The organism is Bacillus thuringiensis (assembly GCF_001182785.1).
Classification (GTDB): domain Bacteria; phylum Bacillota; class Bacilli; order Bacillales; family Bacillaceae_G; genus Bacillus_A; species Bacillus_A thuringiensis_S.
On record NZ_CP012103.1, the window covers coordinates 40,155 to 57,380 of the forward strand.

Sequence of the window (17,226 nt, forward strand, 5' to 3'; positions counted from 1 at the left end):
CACATATGGCGTTATTCAGCGAAAAAGATGTAGAGAAAGAAAAGCCAAAACAACTAGAAAGACCGAAGAAAAATGCATTTCGATTTAACGAAAAAAATGTAAAAGAATCAATTTCTGAACCAAAAGAAATTGTAAAGGTGGTACCCGACAAAAAGAAAGAAGAAAAACCAAAGGTAGAACCAAAAGTAAAAAAACAGAAGAAAGAAAAGCCAAAGAAAGACGATTCGAAAAAGAAAAATCCAAAACTTTTAGGTTTTTTATCTAGAAAAAAGAAAGAAGCACCACCAAAGGTAAAGAAAAGTATTGCGGAAATTATGCAAATTGTAGACATGACAGAGGATGGCATATTTGAACTGAAAAATGAGGAGTTTTTAGAAATTCTTCAAGTGGAAGGTGATGATATGTTCTCTAAGAATAGCGACGAGCAAGCATTTGTTATCTTCTCACATGCGTATTTTTATCAAGCCTACAAACAGTCCATTAAACTCGTTTTTTTAAACTTCCCATGTCAAACAACCGAACAACAACGATATATTGAGAAGAAAATTAAAGAATGTACCAGTCCTTTGTATGAACGAATTTTAAATCAAAAGTTAAAAGAACTGCAGTTTTTAGAATGGGGCAGAACCAATCGTGAAGCCTTCTTATTTATTTACGGAGAAACGGAATTAATCGTAAAAGAACGTGTAGATGCAGCAAAACGATATATCAAACGCTCTACTGAACTATTAGAGGTGGATGAAGAGAAAAAGTTAGAGCTTATGTTTAAATTGTTTAATCAAAATGCAAAATTAGGAACGAAAAATATATGGTAGTAAGGGGGCAACAATATGTTTGCGTTCAAGAATAAAAAATCTAAAAAAGAAAAACAAGAGGAACTAAAAAAGAAGAAAGGTTACAACCCCTTTTTAGTGGCTAGAGTTCAGCCGCAAGGGGGAATTAGTTTTAAAGAAAGTTATTTTCAAACAGGTGATGGATTAGGTACTTGCATTCATGTCTATGATTATCCAACAGAGGTAAATGATTTTTGGTTAGAGCAAATTATGAATATGCCAAATGTGATCACAACATTAGATGTCATGAGTGATAATCGAAATGAAGTAGTTGAATCAATTAATAAATCCATGAGTGAACAAAGTGTTCGGCATGATACAGCGAAGGATAATATAGATCGGATCGATGCGAAAAATGAATTTTTAGAGCTGGAAGCTCTTTATACGGATTTGAAACAAGGTGAGGTCATGAAACGTATTCACATTCGTATTTATGTTTCCGCTAGAACAATAGATGAGCTAGAAAAACAAGTAAAAGAAATCCTGGAAACATTAGAATCTTATAATTTTCGAGGAGCTGTCTTTTTAAATGAACAAGAGTATGAATGGGATGCACTCGTAACGAGCTTTGATACACAAAAAAATTATGTGAACCGAAGAAAAGGGAAAGAAATTCCGGCAGTCAGTTTGGCTGGTGGGTGTCCGTTTCATTATTCTTATTTGCACGATCCATACGGTACGTATTATGGAACAACGAAAACAAAAGGAAATGTTATTTTTGATATTTTTCATAAAGACAATCAAAGAAAGAGTTATAACGGTGTAATGGTTGGAAAGTCTGGTGCGGGTAAATCAACATTGTTAAAAAAGAAAACGGTGGATTATGCAAGTAAGGGTCACTTTGTTCGGGTATTTGATGTTGTAGAAGAGTTTACGGATACAGTAGAAGAGCTAGGTGGAAAGACAATTGCGTTAGATGGATCACAAGGTCAGATTAACCCACTTCAAGTATATAAGACAGCAGAAAGTGAGGAAGTCAGTTTTACCCAGCATTTATCTAAACTAACAATTATTTATCGGTTCATTGCACCAGAAGCAAAAGATGATGAAATTAAAGAATATGAAAATTTACTTCGTAAACTATATATTCGTATGGGATTATGGAATGACGAAAAAGGAGCGAAAAATGAAATTACAACAAGAACACCAAACGAGTATCCCATTTTCTCAAACTTTTTATCTTTTGTTCGTGATGAATTATATGAGGATGTAGAAAATAGAAAACACCATGAGAATTTAGGAGAAAGCAGAAAACATCGTTTAGAGTTGATAGAATTGAATCTTGTAAATTTAGTAGAAGCATATGCAGAATTATTTGATGGGCCTACTACAATTGAAGATTTCAAGAAAGAACAGGTTGTATCTTTTTCTTTACGGAATATATCCAGTTTTAAACCAGAGGTATTCCAGGCACAGATTTTTAATGTGTTAAATCTCCTTTGGAATGAAATGATTTCAAACGGTGCGCCTCAATTAAAAGCCTTTAACAAAAAGCAACTTGCGTTTGAAGATGTAGTTCGTTATTTCATTATTATTGACGAGGCACATCATATTATAAATACGAAAAAAGAAAGCGCCCATGCGCTACAATTTTTAACAAAACTTAGTCGTGAAGATCGAAAATATTTTGCAGGTCTTTTATATGCAAGTCATACAATTCGAGATTTTGTACCGGAAGGATCTTCACAAGAAATGATTGACGAAATTAAAAAGCTATTTGAACTTACACAGTACAAATTTATTATGCAGCAAGATAATAACAGTTTAGATATGTTACGAAAAGTATTTGCAGGACAGTTAAGTGAAAGTGAGATTGCAGCGATTCCACATTTGCCAACAGGGGATGTCATCTTAAGTATTGGGGCTGTAAAAAACATTCATTTTCATGTAGAAGTAACAGATGAAGAATTGATGTTATTCGGGGGAGGTGCTTAATACTATGCATCTAGTTTTAAAGATTATACCAAAGAAATGGCTCATCACTTTAGCACTACTTGTGATGGGTCTTTTTTCTTTTCTTTTACTTGGAGTAGTAAGCATTTTTATTGCGGCAATGGGGAGTGATAGTGGAACAGACACGGGTGATATTACGTATACAGGTGAAGGGCAAGTCATGAATGTTTCGCCCGAAGTTTTGAAATGGGAACCTACGATTCGGAAGCATGCGAAAGCCTTTGGTGTAGAACCTTTTGTTGCTTTAATGCTTGCTCAAATGATGCAAGAGAGCGGAGGACGTGGTAGTGATCCGATGCAGAGTTCCGAAGGCGCTTTTAATACGAAATATTGTAAATCACCAAACTGTATTACAGATCCGGATTACAGTATTTGGGCTGGTGTACAGGAGTTTAAACATGCGATAGAAAGAGCCGGAGTAACGAGTCCAGGGGACATGGATCATATTAAAACAGCCCTTCAAGCTTACAATTTCGGGACAGGATTTTTTGATTTTGTTGGCGCAAATGGTGGTAAGTATACGAAAGAATTAGCCATCAAATTTTCACAACAACAATATCAAAAAGTGAAACACACAGGAATGTACCATTGCCTTAGACCAGAAGCCGTACCATATCAAGCGTGTTATGGCGATATTTTGTACGTTGACGCAGTTTTAAAATATTATCAGCCGGGTTCTGTTGTTTCTGGCGGAGGAGGAAATCCAGGAAGTGGCGGAAGTAGCGGTTCAAAAGTTGCCGATGTAGGTCGCCAATGGATAGGGCGTTCTACCTATGTATTTGGTGGAGGACGTAACACAAATGACATCGCAAGAGGGATTTTTGATTGTTCAAGTTTTGTACGCTGGGCATTCGAACAAGTAGGAATGTATACCAGTCCGATTGGCGCTGTAAGTACGGAAACATTAAATAAAATTGGTACAAAAGTATCAGCAAATGATATGAAACCGGGTGATGTTATTTTCTTTGATACCTACAAACATGACGGACACGTTGGTATTGTAATTGATAAAAATACTTTCATTGGATGCCAAACGAATAAAGGTGTTTCTATTGAAGATTTAAATAATCCGTATTGGAAAAAAGTCTTTTCTGGTCATGTAAGAAGGTTCTAAAAAATTACAAAAGTAAAGGGGAAATTAAAATGAAATTAATAGAAGTGCCGTTTGAGGAATTTAAAAATGAAGTTATTAAACCATCAAATTATTTGATACAAAATGTTGATGATTCAAATTTTCTTTTACATCGAGAATTGAAAGAAAATGAGATACCGCACTTTATAGAACATGACACATTTCACTATGAAGGGAAAACTTATTTATGGGTGATAGCAAATTTTCCATCAGAAGATGCAGCAAAAACAGCAATACAAACATACTGGAATGCTACTAGACAACTAAACGATATTACGAAGTAAAGGGGAAATTACTATGAAAGATAAACGAAAATCCTTGTTTATTGTGTTTGTCATTTTAGTTGTAGGTGTGACAGCTTTTAATATTTATTTGAGCAAAAAATCCATGAGTGATGGCAAAGAAAAGCAGTTAAAACTTTCAAATGAATTACTAACAAAGCAAAATGAGGACTTAAAAAAACGATTGGATAAGGTGCTTCCTTCCGCACAAGAACAACAGAGAAGGGCGTATTTATCGACAGCCGAAACGTTTATACAATTATCATTTCACAGAGAAAAAGAAGGATACAGCGAGCGAAAAGAAAAGGCAAAATCTATTATGAGTGAGGAACTTTTACAACAATTTTATCCAACTGATAAATACGAATTAGGAGATACGTATAAAACGAAACCAATAGAAATGAAGTTTTATTTACAAGAAAATGAACCCGATAAAGAGGAGGTAAATGTGTTAGCTGAATTTATAAATGTCACGACAGATTCAACACAAAATCGAGAAGAAAAAGTAAACAATGTGTTACGAATCATCATGAAAAAAGAAAATGAAACATGGCGAGTTACAAGTGTGGAAGAGTTAAATATGAAAGTTTTATAACGAAAAAGGTGGGGTGAGAGTGTGATAGGAGCGATTGGTAAGAAGAGTGAAAGAATCAATCTAAGAAAAAATAAGTCGTGGATCTACTTAACAATTATCAGCTTTCTATTTTTGGGTTTTTTCGCTTTCTTGACATCAAAAATCTACATGCCAAACGATGAAAAACTATTCCATACAGAGACAAATAAAGTAATTAAGTTGTCGGGTATGGGGAAATTGATTGTAGAGAAAAGGGAATACAATCCACACAAAAACTTTATACAAATTTACTTTCGATTAGAGGGTTATGAAGAGACAGGATATACATTTAAAGCACAGCAAAAAGCAAATCCAGGTGTTCAATTACCTGTCAAAGTATTGTATGAGGAGAACGGAAAATACGTAGTAGAAGTAAAAGACTTATCTCCGAATTGGGGAGCGTTAGCTTTCGATATTTACAATAAAAACGGTGAAAAAGAACAAATAGATATTCGGAAATTCACACAAGATGTGAACGAAGCTGAAGAAGAAAATGCAGCAACAAAAAGTCCGAATAAATTAGTTCAGACGATTTTTACCGATCAAAGAAAAACAAAAGCGAATGACGAATTGATAGCTGAAGATAAAAAAACATATGAGCTAGATTTTATAGAAAGAGACAAAAAAGATATTGAAACAAAGATAAAAAATTATGGGAAAGCAATCAAACTGGAAGAAGAAAATGCGAAGACAGTTTATGAAAAAGTAAAAGAATTACAAGATGAAATGAAGTACCAAACGGAAGCAGAAAAAACGGAAACACAATCAAAAATAGCATCCCTAGAATCAAAAATAAAATCATCAGAAAAGAACGTGGAATTGTTTAAAGGAGAACAAAAAATTGCACGAGATAAAATCAAAAAGTTAGAGCAAAAGGCACAAGAAATTAATAAAAAGTAAAAAAAGTCATGTCGTCAGTGAGTACTCACCAGTGATATTTGAGTACTCACTGAGTGCTCATCTGTTGGTTTTTGTATCGTCAGTGAGTACTCATCAGTTTAATTTGTGTCATCAGTGAGTACTCACCTAGAGGATTTTCTTGCCCCCATCGTTTCGCTAGGCTCCACCTAGCCCCACACCCTCGGTGGGGGCAGAAACCCCTTATGCTCTTCTCACTATTTTTTGATCTCTACCCAGAATTGCAGAAAGGAGCCGAAATTGTGAATCTAAAAATAAGAGATATAGATCCAGTTGCCTTAAAGAAAATAGATGAAATGGCAAAGAGAAAGGGAATATCCCGACAAAAATTTTTGAAAGCTCAAATTGAAATGCTGGCATTTTTTCAGCAACAAAATAAAAGGGAAATGGAATTAGAAAATCTCATTGAAAAGAATATCCATATGATGAGTGATTGTTATAGCGCAATGGAAAAAATGAATGAGTTTATTCAAATGATGATGCAGGATGTTGAAAATGAGTAATGAGGTTTCTGTTCAATCTTCCGTCACACCGGGTGTTGTTTTAAAAACGAAATTTGTGTTACCAAGTTCCGATGCGTTTCAGAACTATATTGATTATGTAGATCGGGAGGAAGCGAAAAGTGAAGTAAAGTTGAATCCGAAAATGTTCGAAACGTATCAAGACTATATGGGTAATTCAGAAAAGACATCGGCACTATTTACGGAACACGCAAATCGCTTAACAGAAAGTGAGAAAAAGTCCTTAAAGGAAATGTTTAAAACCGCTCATGAGAATGGAAGTATCATGTGGCAAGATGTCATTTCTTTTCATAATCCTTGGCTAGAGAAACAAGGAATTTATGATGAGAAAACAAAAACGTTGGATGAGAAAAAGTTAATGGATGTAACAAGGCTTATGATGAAGGAAATGCAAAAAAGAGAGGGGGTGGAAAAAAGCTCTATTTGGTCGGCAGCCATTCATTTTAATACGGATAATATTCATATTCATGTGGCAATTGTTGAACCATTTCCAACGAGAGAACGTGGCAAAAGAAAACCAAAAACGTTAGATGCGATGAAGGGTAAAGTCGTAAATAATCTGTTAGATCGTAAGCAGGAGCAAAAACAAATTAATGATCTGATTCGAAACAATATGGTGGGAAGGAAAAAAGAAGATTCCGTTTTTGATTGGCGTAATCAACATTTGAAACCATTGTTTTTACAAATCTATAAACAGTTACCAAGTGATAAAAGACAGTGGCAATATAGCTACAATACGATTCAACCATTAAAGCCACAAATTGATGAATTAAGCAGTCGGTATATTCAACATCATCATAAAAAAGATTACGATAAGTTTCTCCTAAAGTTAGATAAAGAAGTGCAAGTTTTTAAAGAAGCATATGGGGAAGGAAAGTATGATAAGAAGCAATATGAAAATTACAAGACGAATAAAATCAATGACCTATATAAAAGAATGGGTAACGCTTTTTTACAAGAAATGAAGGCATATGATAAAGAACAAAAAAGAATCCATCACATGAAAAAATCAAAGTCATTTCGAAAATTTCAGCAGAATGTATCTATTCAGTATTCTATGAGAAAAGTGGAAGGCGCTTTTAAAAGTGAATATGAAAGTTGGAAGAACCAAAAGTATTATGAGCGTATGCAAAAAGAGAGTGCTTATCAAAATGAAAGGGGTTACTAAATGAGTACAATTAGAAGACAGGTAACGATGGATCAAGCGACAGAAGATTATATAAATGATTATATGGAAGAACACGGAATTCGATATACAGGCGAAGCAATGGGACGAATTTGCAAGGAGCATGAAGCGGCAAAAAATACAGAATGGTCGTTAAATTATGTAACGGAAGTGGTATCAAAAAACTTACATGATGTGTTAAAAAGTGAACTAACAAAAATTCGTCTTGGTGCAAATAGTGCGGATAGAAACACACAGGTTTTAATTGAGTTATTAAATGGATACTTTTTTGCTAATGACTTGGATTTAGAGAGTATTATTACAACAGATAAAATTGAAGTAGGGGGTGTAAAGATGGCAAAAGAAGTCGTAGCGGAACGGATTAGTAACGCAAGACAAAAACGTTTAGATCATGAGGCATCAAAGAACAATGTAACGTAAGCTACATTGTTTCTTTTTATAAAAAAACAGGAGGTTAGTAGGATGTTATTATTTCGTGAAGATATCGCATTAGGAGTCATTAAAGAGGTTGGAGAAGGTGAACTTGTTTTACTTGTAAAAGAGGAAGAACTAACAATCAAAATTACACGAGAACAAGAGGAAGAACTTGCAGTCCATGTCATGAATCAAGAAAATATGTTAGTTCCAGTTAATGTGAAAACTCATGAGCTTTTCTTTGATACAGCTGAGAGATGGAATGAAGAGGAAATGGAGGAATTACAAAAAGCAAGTGAAAGAGTAGGAGAAGATCATGAGTAAAAGTTATAAGAAAAAGTACCAAACGAAATCACCAGAAGAAAAGAAAGAAGCGGTGCAAGCTTTAACAAAAAAGATGGAAAAAAGTGTAGAAGGTTATTTTCGTACACCGGGAGGTTTGAAAGAGTATTTAACGTTTATGGCAAAGTTTTATCACTATTCACCATCTAATATTTCATTAATACAGAGTCAATTCCAGGGAGCCAGTGCAGTTGGTTCCTTTTCTTTTTGGAAAGAAAAAGGATTTCCGGTTAAGAAGGGTGAGAAAGGAATTAAAATCCTTGTTCCAAACCGAACGGTAGCAAAATTTAAAGATAAAGATGGGACATGGAAATCCGTTACAAAGGCGAGTGAGCAAGAGAAAAAACAAATTGAATCTAAAAGCGTAGAAGTGATGCCTGGTCGTTTATATTTTGCTGTCGGTCATGTGTTTGATGTGTCCCAAACAAACGCAAAAGCGGAAGATCTTCCTCGTATTTTTCCGAATCGTTGGCTAGACGGGAGCGTAACAGATTACAAGAGTTTGTACAAGGGAATGGAAGCCATTGCGGAAAAAAACGGTGTGAAAATTATTGAGCCGAAGCAAGAACTTGGGGTTGCAAAGGGAGTTAGTTACACCTTAACAAAAGAGGTTGCTTTGAATCCTAGAAACAGTGAATTACAAAATGTAAAAACACTTCTTCACGAATTGGCGCATGCCAAACTTCATACCGCAGAGACACATATGCATTACACAGCACCAGAAAAAGAGTTTCAAGCAGAAATGACAGCTTATGCCGTTTCTTCTTATTTTGGGATTGATACAAGCGAATATTCATTAGGATATTTAGCGAGCTGGACACAAGGAAAAGAAATGAAAGATAAAACGAAGTTGTTGAAAGAAGTACATGAAACTTCAATTGAATTTATTGAAACAATTGAAAGCTCGTTGGAAAAAGAAAAAACAAACGAAAAAGGAGTAGATTATATGGCAAAACAAGTGTCTGAAAATAAAGATGGAAATGTAAGAGACAATTTCGAGGTTTTAACAGGCATCCAACAAAATGCGCAGCGACTTATCAATGAAAGGCTTGGATTAAATTTTGAAAAACATTGGGAAAACTATGAAATTCAACTTTCAGAAGATAATCGTGTATTAGAAGAAATAAATCCTAATATTCGTTTGAATTTAGGGGAGATGGAACAGATTGTTTATGAATTTGGTACAAACAGAGAACAAGATACATTTAAAAAAATTGTGGATACATTAGAGCCATATTATGAAGCTGATTTGTTAGAAGATAGTTTCAATGATATACCAATCGCTAAGGTTTCGTTAGATCGTGAAAAGCGTTTAAAAGTCGATTGTGTTAATGAGCATGTGAAAGAAAATCATAAGGATTTTTGGTTTCAAAATTCAGTGAGTTTGGCTTTGAATGTAATTAATCACCAAATTTCAACAGCACATAAAGAAGTAATGAATAATGAGATTGAATATAAAGGACTATATCCTAAATCTGAATCAGAAGTGATTTATTGCCAAGAAACAGGTAAGCCATTACAGCACGATGAATTGGTTTTTCGTGTTGATGGTCCTGGATATATAGATGGATATATAGTAGGAGAAGAGGCAAGTTATAAAGGTTTAGATTTAGATGATGGGAATGGTTATTGTTATTATACAACGATTGAATATGAAGATGTAGAAGAAAAAATACTTGCACCAATTGGACTAGAAAAAAATGCTCAACCTAATCTTTTAAATGAAAAACAGAATGAAAAAAATATTTTACTAGTGGAATACATGAGCTTAAGTAATACGACACAAGAGCTTGTTTCTGTTGCAGAGTTAAGGGAACAAGCAGATAGGAATCATGCGTTTGAACCAATAGAAGGTGCAGAAAAATTGAGTGATAAAGAATTTATTGATGCATTCAACGAGGCGAATCAAGAAAAGTTTGCAGCAATAAATCAAAATGAAATTAATCGTCCAACTATGCTAGTTCAATGGAGCGACAATGAAACTTTTAAGAATAATCAACTGATCCCATTTGGAGAAGCCAATGAAAAGATGGCTGAAGTTATTTCAAGTATTGAAAAAGCAAGGGAAGAAGCTAGAAAAAGAGGTGAAACCATCCCTTACGATCAAGCTCGTTATCATATTGCCATTCCAAAAGAAGTCGATAGAGATTTTGGAAGAATGGAGCTTGTGAGTATGGATCGTATGAATATGGGGGATGGGGACTACAAGACACCGTATGAACAAGTATTAAACGAGAAAAGGCATTTATCGGATGAAGTAAAACAAGCGTTACGAGATGAGGTGGTGAACCATAGAAATAACAAAGAAATACCGATGGAAAAAGTACAAGAAAATCCATTAGAAAAATCGAAAGAGACACCCAACCACTTAGTTACAATTGAAGTATTAGCAAATGGTATGCAAGATGAAGAACTGGCAAGAATCCACATGATGGATGCCGTTACGAAAGATATAAATTATTTGTCTGTATGGAATCAAGATTCAACAAATCGGGACGATTTATATGTTTCACTCATGGAAAAGAACGGGAAACGAGAAAACGTCTATTTAGATAACATTTTGAAACCAGATTTATATGAAAAGGTTCAAAGTTCTATCTTTGATGGAAGAGGAAATTTGTCATTTGTTGTTTATGAAAAAGATGTAAATATGAGTCTAGATGAAATCGTAAAAGATGAACGATATGGACTCTTAGTTGATAAAGCGGAGGCACAAAAAGATTACTCTTTTAATGAAAAAGAAGTGGAATTATATAAAGAAATGAAGACAGATGGATATGCACCTATTGCTTCTCTAGATCAACAAATTCAGCCTTTAAAAGAAAAGGAGTCAACTACATTAGATAAAGATTTAAGCCGAAAATTCGAAGCATACAGACGTTCACAATATGAAGAGACACCAGATAATATTGATAGCATTGTCACTCGTGTAAAAGCTGAAGAACGGTATTATACAACGAAATATGTTTCGATTGATAATGAGCTGGTAAGCCAGGAACACGTAGTGAAATTAGAAAATCAAGTGGATGAGAAGCTTGGAAAAGAAGGAATAACAGTGAATCAGTCTACAACTTCAAAGGAAATGGATTTTGATAAAAAGTTTCAGCCATTGAATGGAAAAAAAACAAATGATAAAGAAAAAGATAAGGAAATAGATCCTGGTAATGTAGAGCAGTCGAAAACTACAAAGAAATCAGGTAGAAAAAGAGAAACAATGGAAATGGAACGATGAAAAATTTTATAACAGGAACACCAGATTAAATCATTTTTTGTTACTCAATTGAGATAACGGAGAGTGATTTTTTTATATCTAAAAATGAAAGAGGGTAAAAGGAAAAGCCCTCTTTCTTATCTATAGAACGAAAGGAGAGAATGCCATGAATGTATGGCTGTTTGCGGCTGTATGTTTCTTGTAGCTGTCTTTTTGAATATGTTGTTGATATTTGGTCAAAGAATTGTGAAAAAGCTGAGGATCAAGAAACAGAACCATAAAGCTGAAATTGTAGATTAAGAGAAAAGGACTAGGAAACGGAATAGTCCTCTTTTTTATTTCATTTTATAGAGTAAAGGGGGGATTCCGTAATGGCATATGTCAGTGCGGAGGATGCGATGAAAGCAAGAAAAGTTGACTTGATTTCATATCTGGAAGCAAAAGGCGAAGCGTTTAAGAAAGAGGGGAACTATTATCGTCATACGGAGCATGACAGTCTCATCATTAAAGGGAATCAATACGCCTGGAATAGTCGAGGGGAAAAAGGATATGGAGCGATTAGCTTTGCCATGATGTACTATGAAATGACATTTCCACAAGCTGTGATGGACATTCAGAAGGGGGACTACAAAGAGTTTGATCGTTCAAAAGCTGAAGAGGAGCGCAAAAAAGAGCAGCGGCCTTTTAGTTATCCCAAACACCTGGAAGTAAATAAGCAAACAGAGATTAAAGAATATCTAATTCATGAACGGAAAATTAATCCTCGTTTAGTAAACTGGCTGATTAAAAAGGATCTCATCGCCCAGGATAAGAAAAATAACGTGGTGTTCAAATGGAGGGAAGAGGGAGGCAAAGGGCAAGTCATTGGAATGAACCGTCAAGGTACGGTCAAAATGGAGAATAAAAGGGGTAGTTTTAAGCAAATTGTCCCGAATTATGAAAAAATCCATGCAGGTTTTACGGTTGATGTAGGTAAACCGGATAAGATTTATTTTTATGAAGATCCAATCGACATGTTATCTCATTGGAGTATTAAACAAAATAATATCCAAAACGCTCGTCTGGTTTCTATGCATGGATTGAAGTCGAAAACAGTGATTCAATCTTTAATGGATGCGAAAAAAGAAGGGCACGATATTAAAGAAGTCATAATGGCAGTTGATAATGATAAGGCTGGGAAAGACTTCATTCAGACAATGAAATGCTTTGTCGATCTTAAAGAGGATATTCCAATGAATGAAAAAGATTGGAACGATGTCCGAAAGAAACAAGTGACTGAGCAACAGGCAAAAGAAACAGCCCAACCAAAGAAAATGAAACCAATTAAAGAGGTGGAGCGAAGTGTCTAATCTACCAGAAATGCCAAACATATTACAAATTTTGATGTATGGTTTTATCCTTTATGTTCTTTTTCGTATTTGTAAATTCATGTACCGGAAGATCCAGGAGCGAAGAATATTAAAGCGAATGGCTAAGTCTGGTATTCGCTATATAGACAAAATGGACGGACATCAATTCGAGGTATACCTAAAAGCTCTCTTTCGAGAGTTGGGTTATTCTCCAACAGTTACAAAGCAGTCAAATGATTTCGGAGCGGATTTGGTATTGAAGGGGAAGAATCGTATTGTAATCCAGGCGAAACGCTACGGGATGAAAAATAGAGTCGGCATCAGTGCCGTACAAGAGATATATGCAGCACAAGCTTATTACAAAGCACACGAGGGCTGGGTTGTAACAAACAGTGTATATACAAGACAAGCGACAGAATTAGCAGAAGCTTGCAATGTAAAACTAATAGATCGTGTAGAACTTCAGAAATTGATTAATAAAATCAATCCCGAATATTCGGCTGAAGATGTGTATCAAGGGGTAAAACCTGCAGAACGGAAATGTCCCATATGTAAACATGATTTAGTCATTCGGAACTCGAATAAAACAGGTAATAAGTTTTTTGGCTGTTCACAATATCCCACATGTACACATACAGAACCAATTAATTCATGAGCTGTGATGAAAATTCGGCTCTTTTTTTATTTATTTAAAGAATACATGAAAAAATCAGTTTAACTAAAAAACGAACCTTCAGATTTGCTTGTATGAGGTTTTGGGGGAGTTGTTAATATAATAATTCGTATTTGTTATAAAAATGCATGTAAAGGGAGAGAGGGAATTTAAATGCGTTTTTAGGTTTTTAGGAAAAATAAAAAGGGTAGCCATTATTTACGACTTAACCCTTTGTCTACGATCTGACGAATTGCTTCGTTTCGGTTCTTCAGCTTATTTTCATGCCAATAATTTTCTATTTGTTCTACTTGTTCTTTTGTAAAAGTAACTAAAATTTGAGTGTACTTGTCTTTATTAACAGCCATATTACAACCTCCTCTATAAAAATAATTATAAGTTATATAACTTATATTGACAACTGTGAAAACGAGTAATAGAATAGTTATATAAGTTATATAACTTTATTGAGGAGGTTATTATATGGAACGGAAAGTTAAAAAGATGATGGCTGATCTTCAATTTATTATGAATCATGGACAAATAAGTGTAGATTTTATGGATCAAGGATATAAAAGAATGCTTTTTAGTGCATTAGAAGCTACAGGAAAACAGTTTAATGTGCATACCAATGAGCATAATGAAACAATCTTGTTCTTAGAGTTAGTTTAGTAAATTTACGCAATGAGGAGCTGTTAATAATGGAGCAGTTAACCATTTTTGACGTAATGGATGAAACTAAAAATAAGCTTTATGAGGTATTAGAGAAAAATGGATTAAATTATAAAATTAATAAATACTATTTATATTCGAATTATGAAGGGGCTGTTCAGTATTATTATATAAGAACAACTGATAATACAATTATTGATTTGTGTCTCTCCGATTTTCCAGAAATATTCGCTGTCCATGAAGGATTTAGCGATAAACAAATTAGAAAGATTTACAACTGGAACTTATAAGCTATATAAATAACAAATTTAATTATTGGAGGAATGGAAAATGAAAATTGGTGTATCTGAGTGGAAAGCATTGAAAAGGGAGACAAAATTAAAGCTATTGCGTTATGCGATGTTAGAAAGTAAGCATAAGTATGCAAAATAAAAGCTCTTCATTTGCAAAAGCAAACAAAGAGCAAAGTCATGAGTGACCGTCTGGGAAAGAAATTGGCAGGTTTCTTCCCTCTATATTTTAGCATATAAAAAGTTGTAGAGAAAAGGGGCATGTAGAATGGAAGAAGGGCGTATTTCCTTTCAGCAAGGGGTTAAAGAGTTTCTTATTATGATTGTCTGTTTTTGGTTCATTATGTTTCTCATGTATGGTGAAAGCCTGTTACAATAGAATGGAGTCGAAAGTCTAAATACCCTTAGGTAGCTCTCATAGGTGTAAGATCTATGGGGGCTTTTTTAGCAAGGTGATATAAAATTTCACGTACCGTAATTTTTAATAAAAATAAAACACATAATCAATAGTCTACATTTAATTTTGTGCCTAATTACTTCGCTAAATAGATTCGGTCTCGTCTCTTTTGGATACCATTTTATGTGAAATGGAGATAATGTTTATATTTCATATAGATTTCTTGCGAAATATGTACTTAGAGCGGTATTTCGGTTTAAATGTGATACGATAGTGATATATTCGTTTTGCTCGTAAAAGGGGATGAGTGTCGATGAAAAACCATATAAAAGTAAATGGTAAAATCCTTCAAACAAATAAAAAATGGTCACATCTCAAGCAAAAACAAAAAGAACATATTTCTAATTGGTTACGTAGAGAATATACACAGTTTGTAAAAACACATCATAGAAAACCTAAAAAGTATGAACATGATGAGATTCTTCATGAAGTGATGAATCAAATACAGGAACGTGAAATTTGGATTCCTTATGGTGAAGTAAAAAAATATTATCTAAGCAAAATAGGAAAATGGTTTAGAAAAATAGAAAGTGAATGGGAATCACAAATATCCAACAGTGAAAGGCAACAGGTATTAGAAGAAAAGTAAATACAAAGAAACCAGGGGGCGCATTTCATGTTTAATTTACAAGAGGATATGTATGAACAATTGAAAGAAAAAAAAAGGGGAAGTTACTGTATATTTAAAGAATGGCGTTCCAGTACGTGGGCAGATCCTTGCAACAGATAAATTTACCCTCTTAATGATGGTTCATGGTAAACAACAACTAATCTACAAACAAGCAATCTCTACACTTGCTATATAAAAAATGATTGTATGCTATTAAAGGAGAGGAATATATTGATTTTTTTATTTCGATTTGACATAAAAGATGATGGAATGGATTTTATCTTAAACGAAAAAATAGCTGAAGATATGGTTCCTTACTATGATGAAATGCTTAGACCGCTTGCCGCTTCTTTAAGTCAAACATTAAACTTTTATCGAGCTTTTAGTAAACACCCTACCATTCTATCTTGTCGAATTTTAGATAATAATGAACTGGAAATTATGTTGAGTAAAGGATTGGGACAGTATATAGATCCATACACTAAAAACCAAATTATTTTCGAAAATGGAAAATTAATAGCAGATATCTTAATGGAAGTTATGAACCACCAAACTATATACCGTTAAATTATATTATAAGGGGTCATCATACATGACCATCAACTTAAGAAATTAGGTATTCCAAAAAAAAACAAAAAATAGGCTAAGTGTTTTTATATTTTGTTTTATATTTATATAAAGGTGAGATAAAAAAAGACTTAATCCTTATGAGGAAATTAAGTCCTTTTTTAGTATTATTATTAGGTGTCCCGCCAGCATTTCGGTAAAAAACCACGCTAAGGGGTACGGAAACGATTCTTTCTTTTTGGAGCCACTCACAGGCATAAAGTAAGAGATTAGTTCATTTAGAATACTGCTATTTGATTCTCTAGATCCTAATTCAAAGTAAATACTCTTGAATAACCTCTTTTTCATTTTAATTTTGACTATAAATTATGACACTGGCTAGCGCCCTTATTTTACTGGTCCTTAAATTAGGAGTCAAAACTTAGAAGTTCTGATTATTATGTAAACGATTTAGAGGAACTAAAAAATCCGATTTCCTAGAATATAGAAATCGGATTTTTATTGACATGATTTTAGCATAGAATCTGTTTAGTCGTTGATTATTTTATCACGAATTATCTGTATAAATTCGCTAAGATTTTTGCTTTGAATATTTTTGATGCCTACTCTTTCGTTTTTATTCCAAAAAAGTATACTGGGTACACCAGATAAATTCTTTTTTTCCTTCAGTTTTGATATATTTTCATAAAAATATTCATTAACCCATGCATCACCAACTAAATCAGGACCGTAAAAATATAATCTTTTATTTGTAGCAATTAATACTCCAGGGCGTACAGGATGCCTAAATTCAAAAACGTCTAAAGATCCATGTAAAAAATCTAGAACTTTTTCATCTGAAGATAATATTGTCTTGGCTTGGTCTAATATATTTTGCATTGTAGGACTCCTTTATTATTTAATATGAATTCATTATATCGGAAAATTCATATAATTTAAATTGATTATCCATAATATGCAATATATCTCTACATAAGAATCTGTATCTAAAAGATCGTTAAAAAAACCTTTTAGCTACAGATTCTTATTTTAATTTTGTAAGTGGCTCCAAAAAGAAGAAATCGTTGCCGTACCGCTATTAGGGGCTCCACGCTGTTTATTTATAATCTGTAATTCTTCATCAGATATTGTGTAATAACGCAATATCTCCCGTTGATCCATGTATTCAGGAATTTCATAAAAATACGCCCTTTGTGATGAAGTGAGAAGCTCCCTTGTTACCATA

At 33.8% G+C, this 17,226-nt stretch carries 19 protein-coding genes and 2 pseudogenes; 18 read left to right on the forward strand and 3 right to left on the reverse strand.

The features are described 5' to 3' along the window. Positions 1-5 precede the first annotated feature (5 nt). The 13 genes from AC241_RS31700 to AC241_RS31760 all read left to right on the forward strand — a co-directional run bounded on the left by AC241_RS31700 (position 6) and on the right by AC241_RS31760 (position 13,408). Complete coding sequence (locus tag AC241_RS31700) at positions 6-815, forward strand: TraC-like domain-containing protein (RefSeq protein WP_050845696.1); 810 nt, start codon at positions 6-8, stop codon at positions 813-815. Positions 816-830: 15 nt separating this feature from the next. Continuing rightward, on the forward strand, positions 831-2,768 hold the full coding sequence (locus tag AC241_RS31705) for a VirB4 family type IV secretion system protein (RefSeq protein WP_050845697.1): 1,938 nt from the start codon (positions 831-833) through the stop codon (positions 2,766-2,768). A 4-nt stretch (positions 2,769-2,772) separates the two neighbouring features. Then, positions 2,773-3,900, forward strand: a complete 1,128-nt coding sequence (locus AC241_RS31710; protein ID WP_000550845.1) for a bifunctional lytic transglycosylase/C40 family peptidase — start codon at positions 2,773-2,775, stop codon at positions 3,898-3,900. Positions 3,901-3,929: 29 nt separating this feature from the next. Then, positions 3,930-4,202: a hypothetical protein gene (locus AC241_RS31715; protein ID WP_050845698.1), complete on the forward strand. Its 273-nt coding sequence runs from the start codon at positions 3,930-3,932 to the stop codon at positions 4,200-4,202. Between the two features lie 13 nt (positions 4,203-4,215). Continuing rightward, entirely contained in the window at positions 4,216-4,794 is a 579-nt protein-coding gene (locus AC241_RS31720; protein WP_017674551.1) for a hypothetical protein, read from the forward strand. Between the two features lie 21 nt (positions 4,795-4,815). After that, entirely contained in the window at positions 4,816-5,712 is an 897-nt protein-coding gene (locus AC241_RS31725; RefSeq protein ID WP_050845699.1) for a hypothetical protein, read from the forward strand. A gap of 260 nt (positions 5,713-5,972) precedes the next feature. Further along, a complete protein-coding gene (locus tag AC241_RS31730; protein WP_002104153.1) occupies positions 5,973-6,233 on the forward strand; it encodes a hypothetical protein in 261 nt (86 codons plus the stop codon). Then, a complete protein-coding gene (mobP2, locus tag AC241_RS31735) occupies positions 6,226-7,419 on the forward strand; it encodes a MobP2 family relaxase (RefSeq protein WP_050845700.1) in 1,194 nt (397 codons plus the stop codon). The genes AC241_RS31730 and mobP2 overlap by 8 nt, the downstream gene beginning before the upstream one ends. Continuing rightward, positions 7,420-7,857 carry a hypothetical protein gene (locus tag AC241_RS31740; protein WP_050845701.1) on the forward strand — a complete coding sequence of 146 codons (438 nt, stop codon included), beginning with the start codon at positions 7,420-7,422 and terminating at the stop codon, positions 7,855-7,857. It begins immediately after the preceding gene. A gap of 42 nt (positions 7,858-7,899) precedes the next feature. Next, positions 7,900-8,175, forward strand: a complete 276-nt coding sequence (locus AC241_RS31745; RefSeq protein ID WP_000923991.1) for a hypothetical protein — start codon at positions 7,900-7,902, stop codon at positions 8,173-8,175. Then, on the forward strand, positions 8,168-11,425 hold the full coding sequence (locus tag AC241_RS31750) for an LPD25 domain-containing protein (RefSeq protein WP_050845702.1): 3,258 nt from the start codon (positions 8,168-8,170) through the stop codon (positions 11,423-11,425). Before AC241_RS31745 ends, AC241_RS31750 begins: the two co-directional genes overlap by 8 nt. 350 nt (positions 11,426-11,775) lie before the next feature. Beyond that, positions 11,776-12,753, forward strand: a complete 978-nt coding sequence (locus AC241_RS31755; RefSeq protein WP_050845703.1) for a DUF3991 and TOPRIM domain-containing protein — start codon at positions 11,776-11,778, stop codon at positions 12,751-12,753. Continuing rightward, positions 12,746-13,408 carry a restriction endonuclease gene (locus tag AC241_RS31760; protein ID WP_050845704.1) on the forward strand — a complete coding sequence of 221 codons (663 nt, stop codon included), beginning with the start codon at positions 12,746-12,748 and terminating at the stop codon, positions 13,406-13,408. The genes AC241_RS31755 and AC241_RS31760 overlap by 8 nt, the downstream gene beginning before the upstream one ends. Positions 13,409-13,620: 212 nt before the next feature. Here AC241_RS31760 and AC241_RS35075 read toward each other — a convergent pair whose 3' ends face one another. Beyond that, positions 13,621-13,773 carry a ribbon-helix-helix domain-containing protein gene (locus AC241_RS35075; RefSeq protein ID WP_000290205.1) on the reverse strand — a complete coding sequence of 51 codons (153 nt, stop codon included), beginning with the start codon at positions 13,771-13,773 and terminating at the stop codon, positions 13,621-13,623. Positions 13,774-13,888: 115 nt separating this feature from the next. Between AC241_RS35075 and AC241_RS31765 the strand changes: the two genes are divergently transcribed. The 5 genes and pseudogenes from AC241_RS31765 (at position 13,889) to AC241_RS31780 (ending at position 16,001) form a co-directional block, all read left to right on the forward strand. Continuing rightward, complete coding sequence (locus AC241_RS31765; RefSeq protein ID WP_017674542.1) at positions 13,889-14,077, forward strand: hypothetical protein; 189 nt, start codon at positions 13,889-13,891, stop codon at positions 14,075-14,077. A gap of 29 nt (positions 14,078-14,106) precedes the next feature. Beyond that, positions 14,107-14,367 carry a cupredoxin domain-containing protein gene (locus AC241_RS31770; protein ID WP_050845705.1) on the forward strand — a complete coding sequence of 87 codons (261 nt, stop codon included), beginning with the start codon at positions 14,107-14,109 and terminating at the stop codon, positions 14,365-14,367. A 710-nt stretch (positions 14,368-15,077) separates the two neighbouring features. After that, a complete protein-coding gene (locus AC241_RS31775) occupies positions 15,078-15,413 on the forward strand; it encodes a hypothetical protein (protein ID WP_050845706.1) in 336 nt (111 codons plus the stop codon). A gap of 27 nt (positions 15,414-15,440) precedes the next feature. Continuing rightward, positions 15,441-15,630 (forward strand): annotated as a pseudogene (gene hfq, locus AC241_RS34175) (RNA chaperone Hfq). Positions 15,631-15,665: 35 nt separating this feature from the next. Beyond that, a complete protein-coding gene (locus tag AC241_RS31780; RefSeq protein ID WP_080990965.1) occupies positions 15,666-16,001 on the forward strand; it encodes a hypothetical protein in 336 nt (111 codons plus the stop codon). Positions 16,002-16,529: 528 nt separating this feature from the next. Here AC241_RS31780 and AC241_RS31785 read toward each other — a convergent pair. Both AC241_RS31785 and AC241_RS31790 read right to left on the reverse strand, forming a co-directional pair. Next, a complete protein-coding gene (locus AC241_RS31785) occupies positions 16,530-16,880 on the reverse strand; it encodes a PH domain-containing protein (RefSeq protein ID WP_050845708.1) in 351 nt (116 codons plus the stop codon). Positions 16,881-17,078: 198 nt separating this feature from the next. Next, positions 17,079-17,225, reverse strand: a pseudogene (locus AC241_RS31790) (DUF4158 domain-containing protein); the annotation flags it as partial. Between the last annotated feature and the right edge of the window lies 1 nt (position 17,226).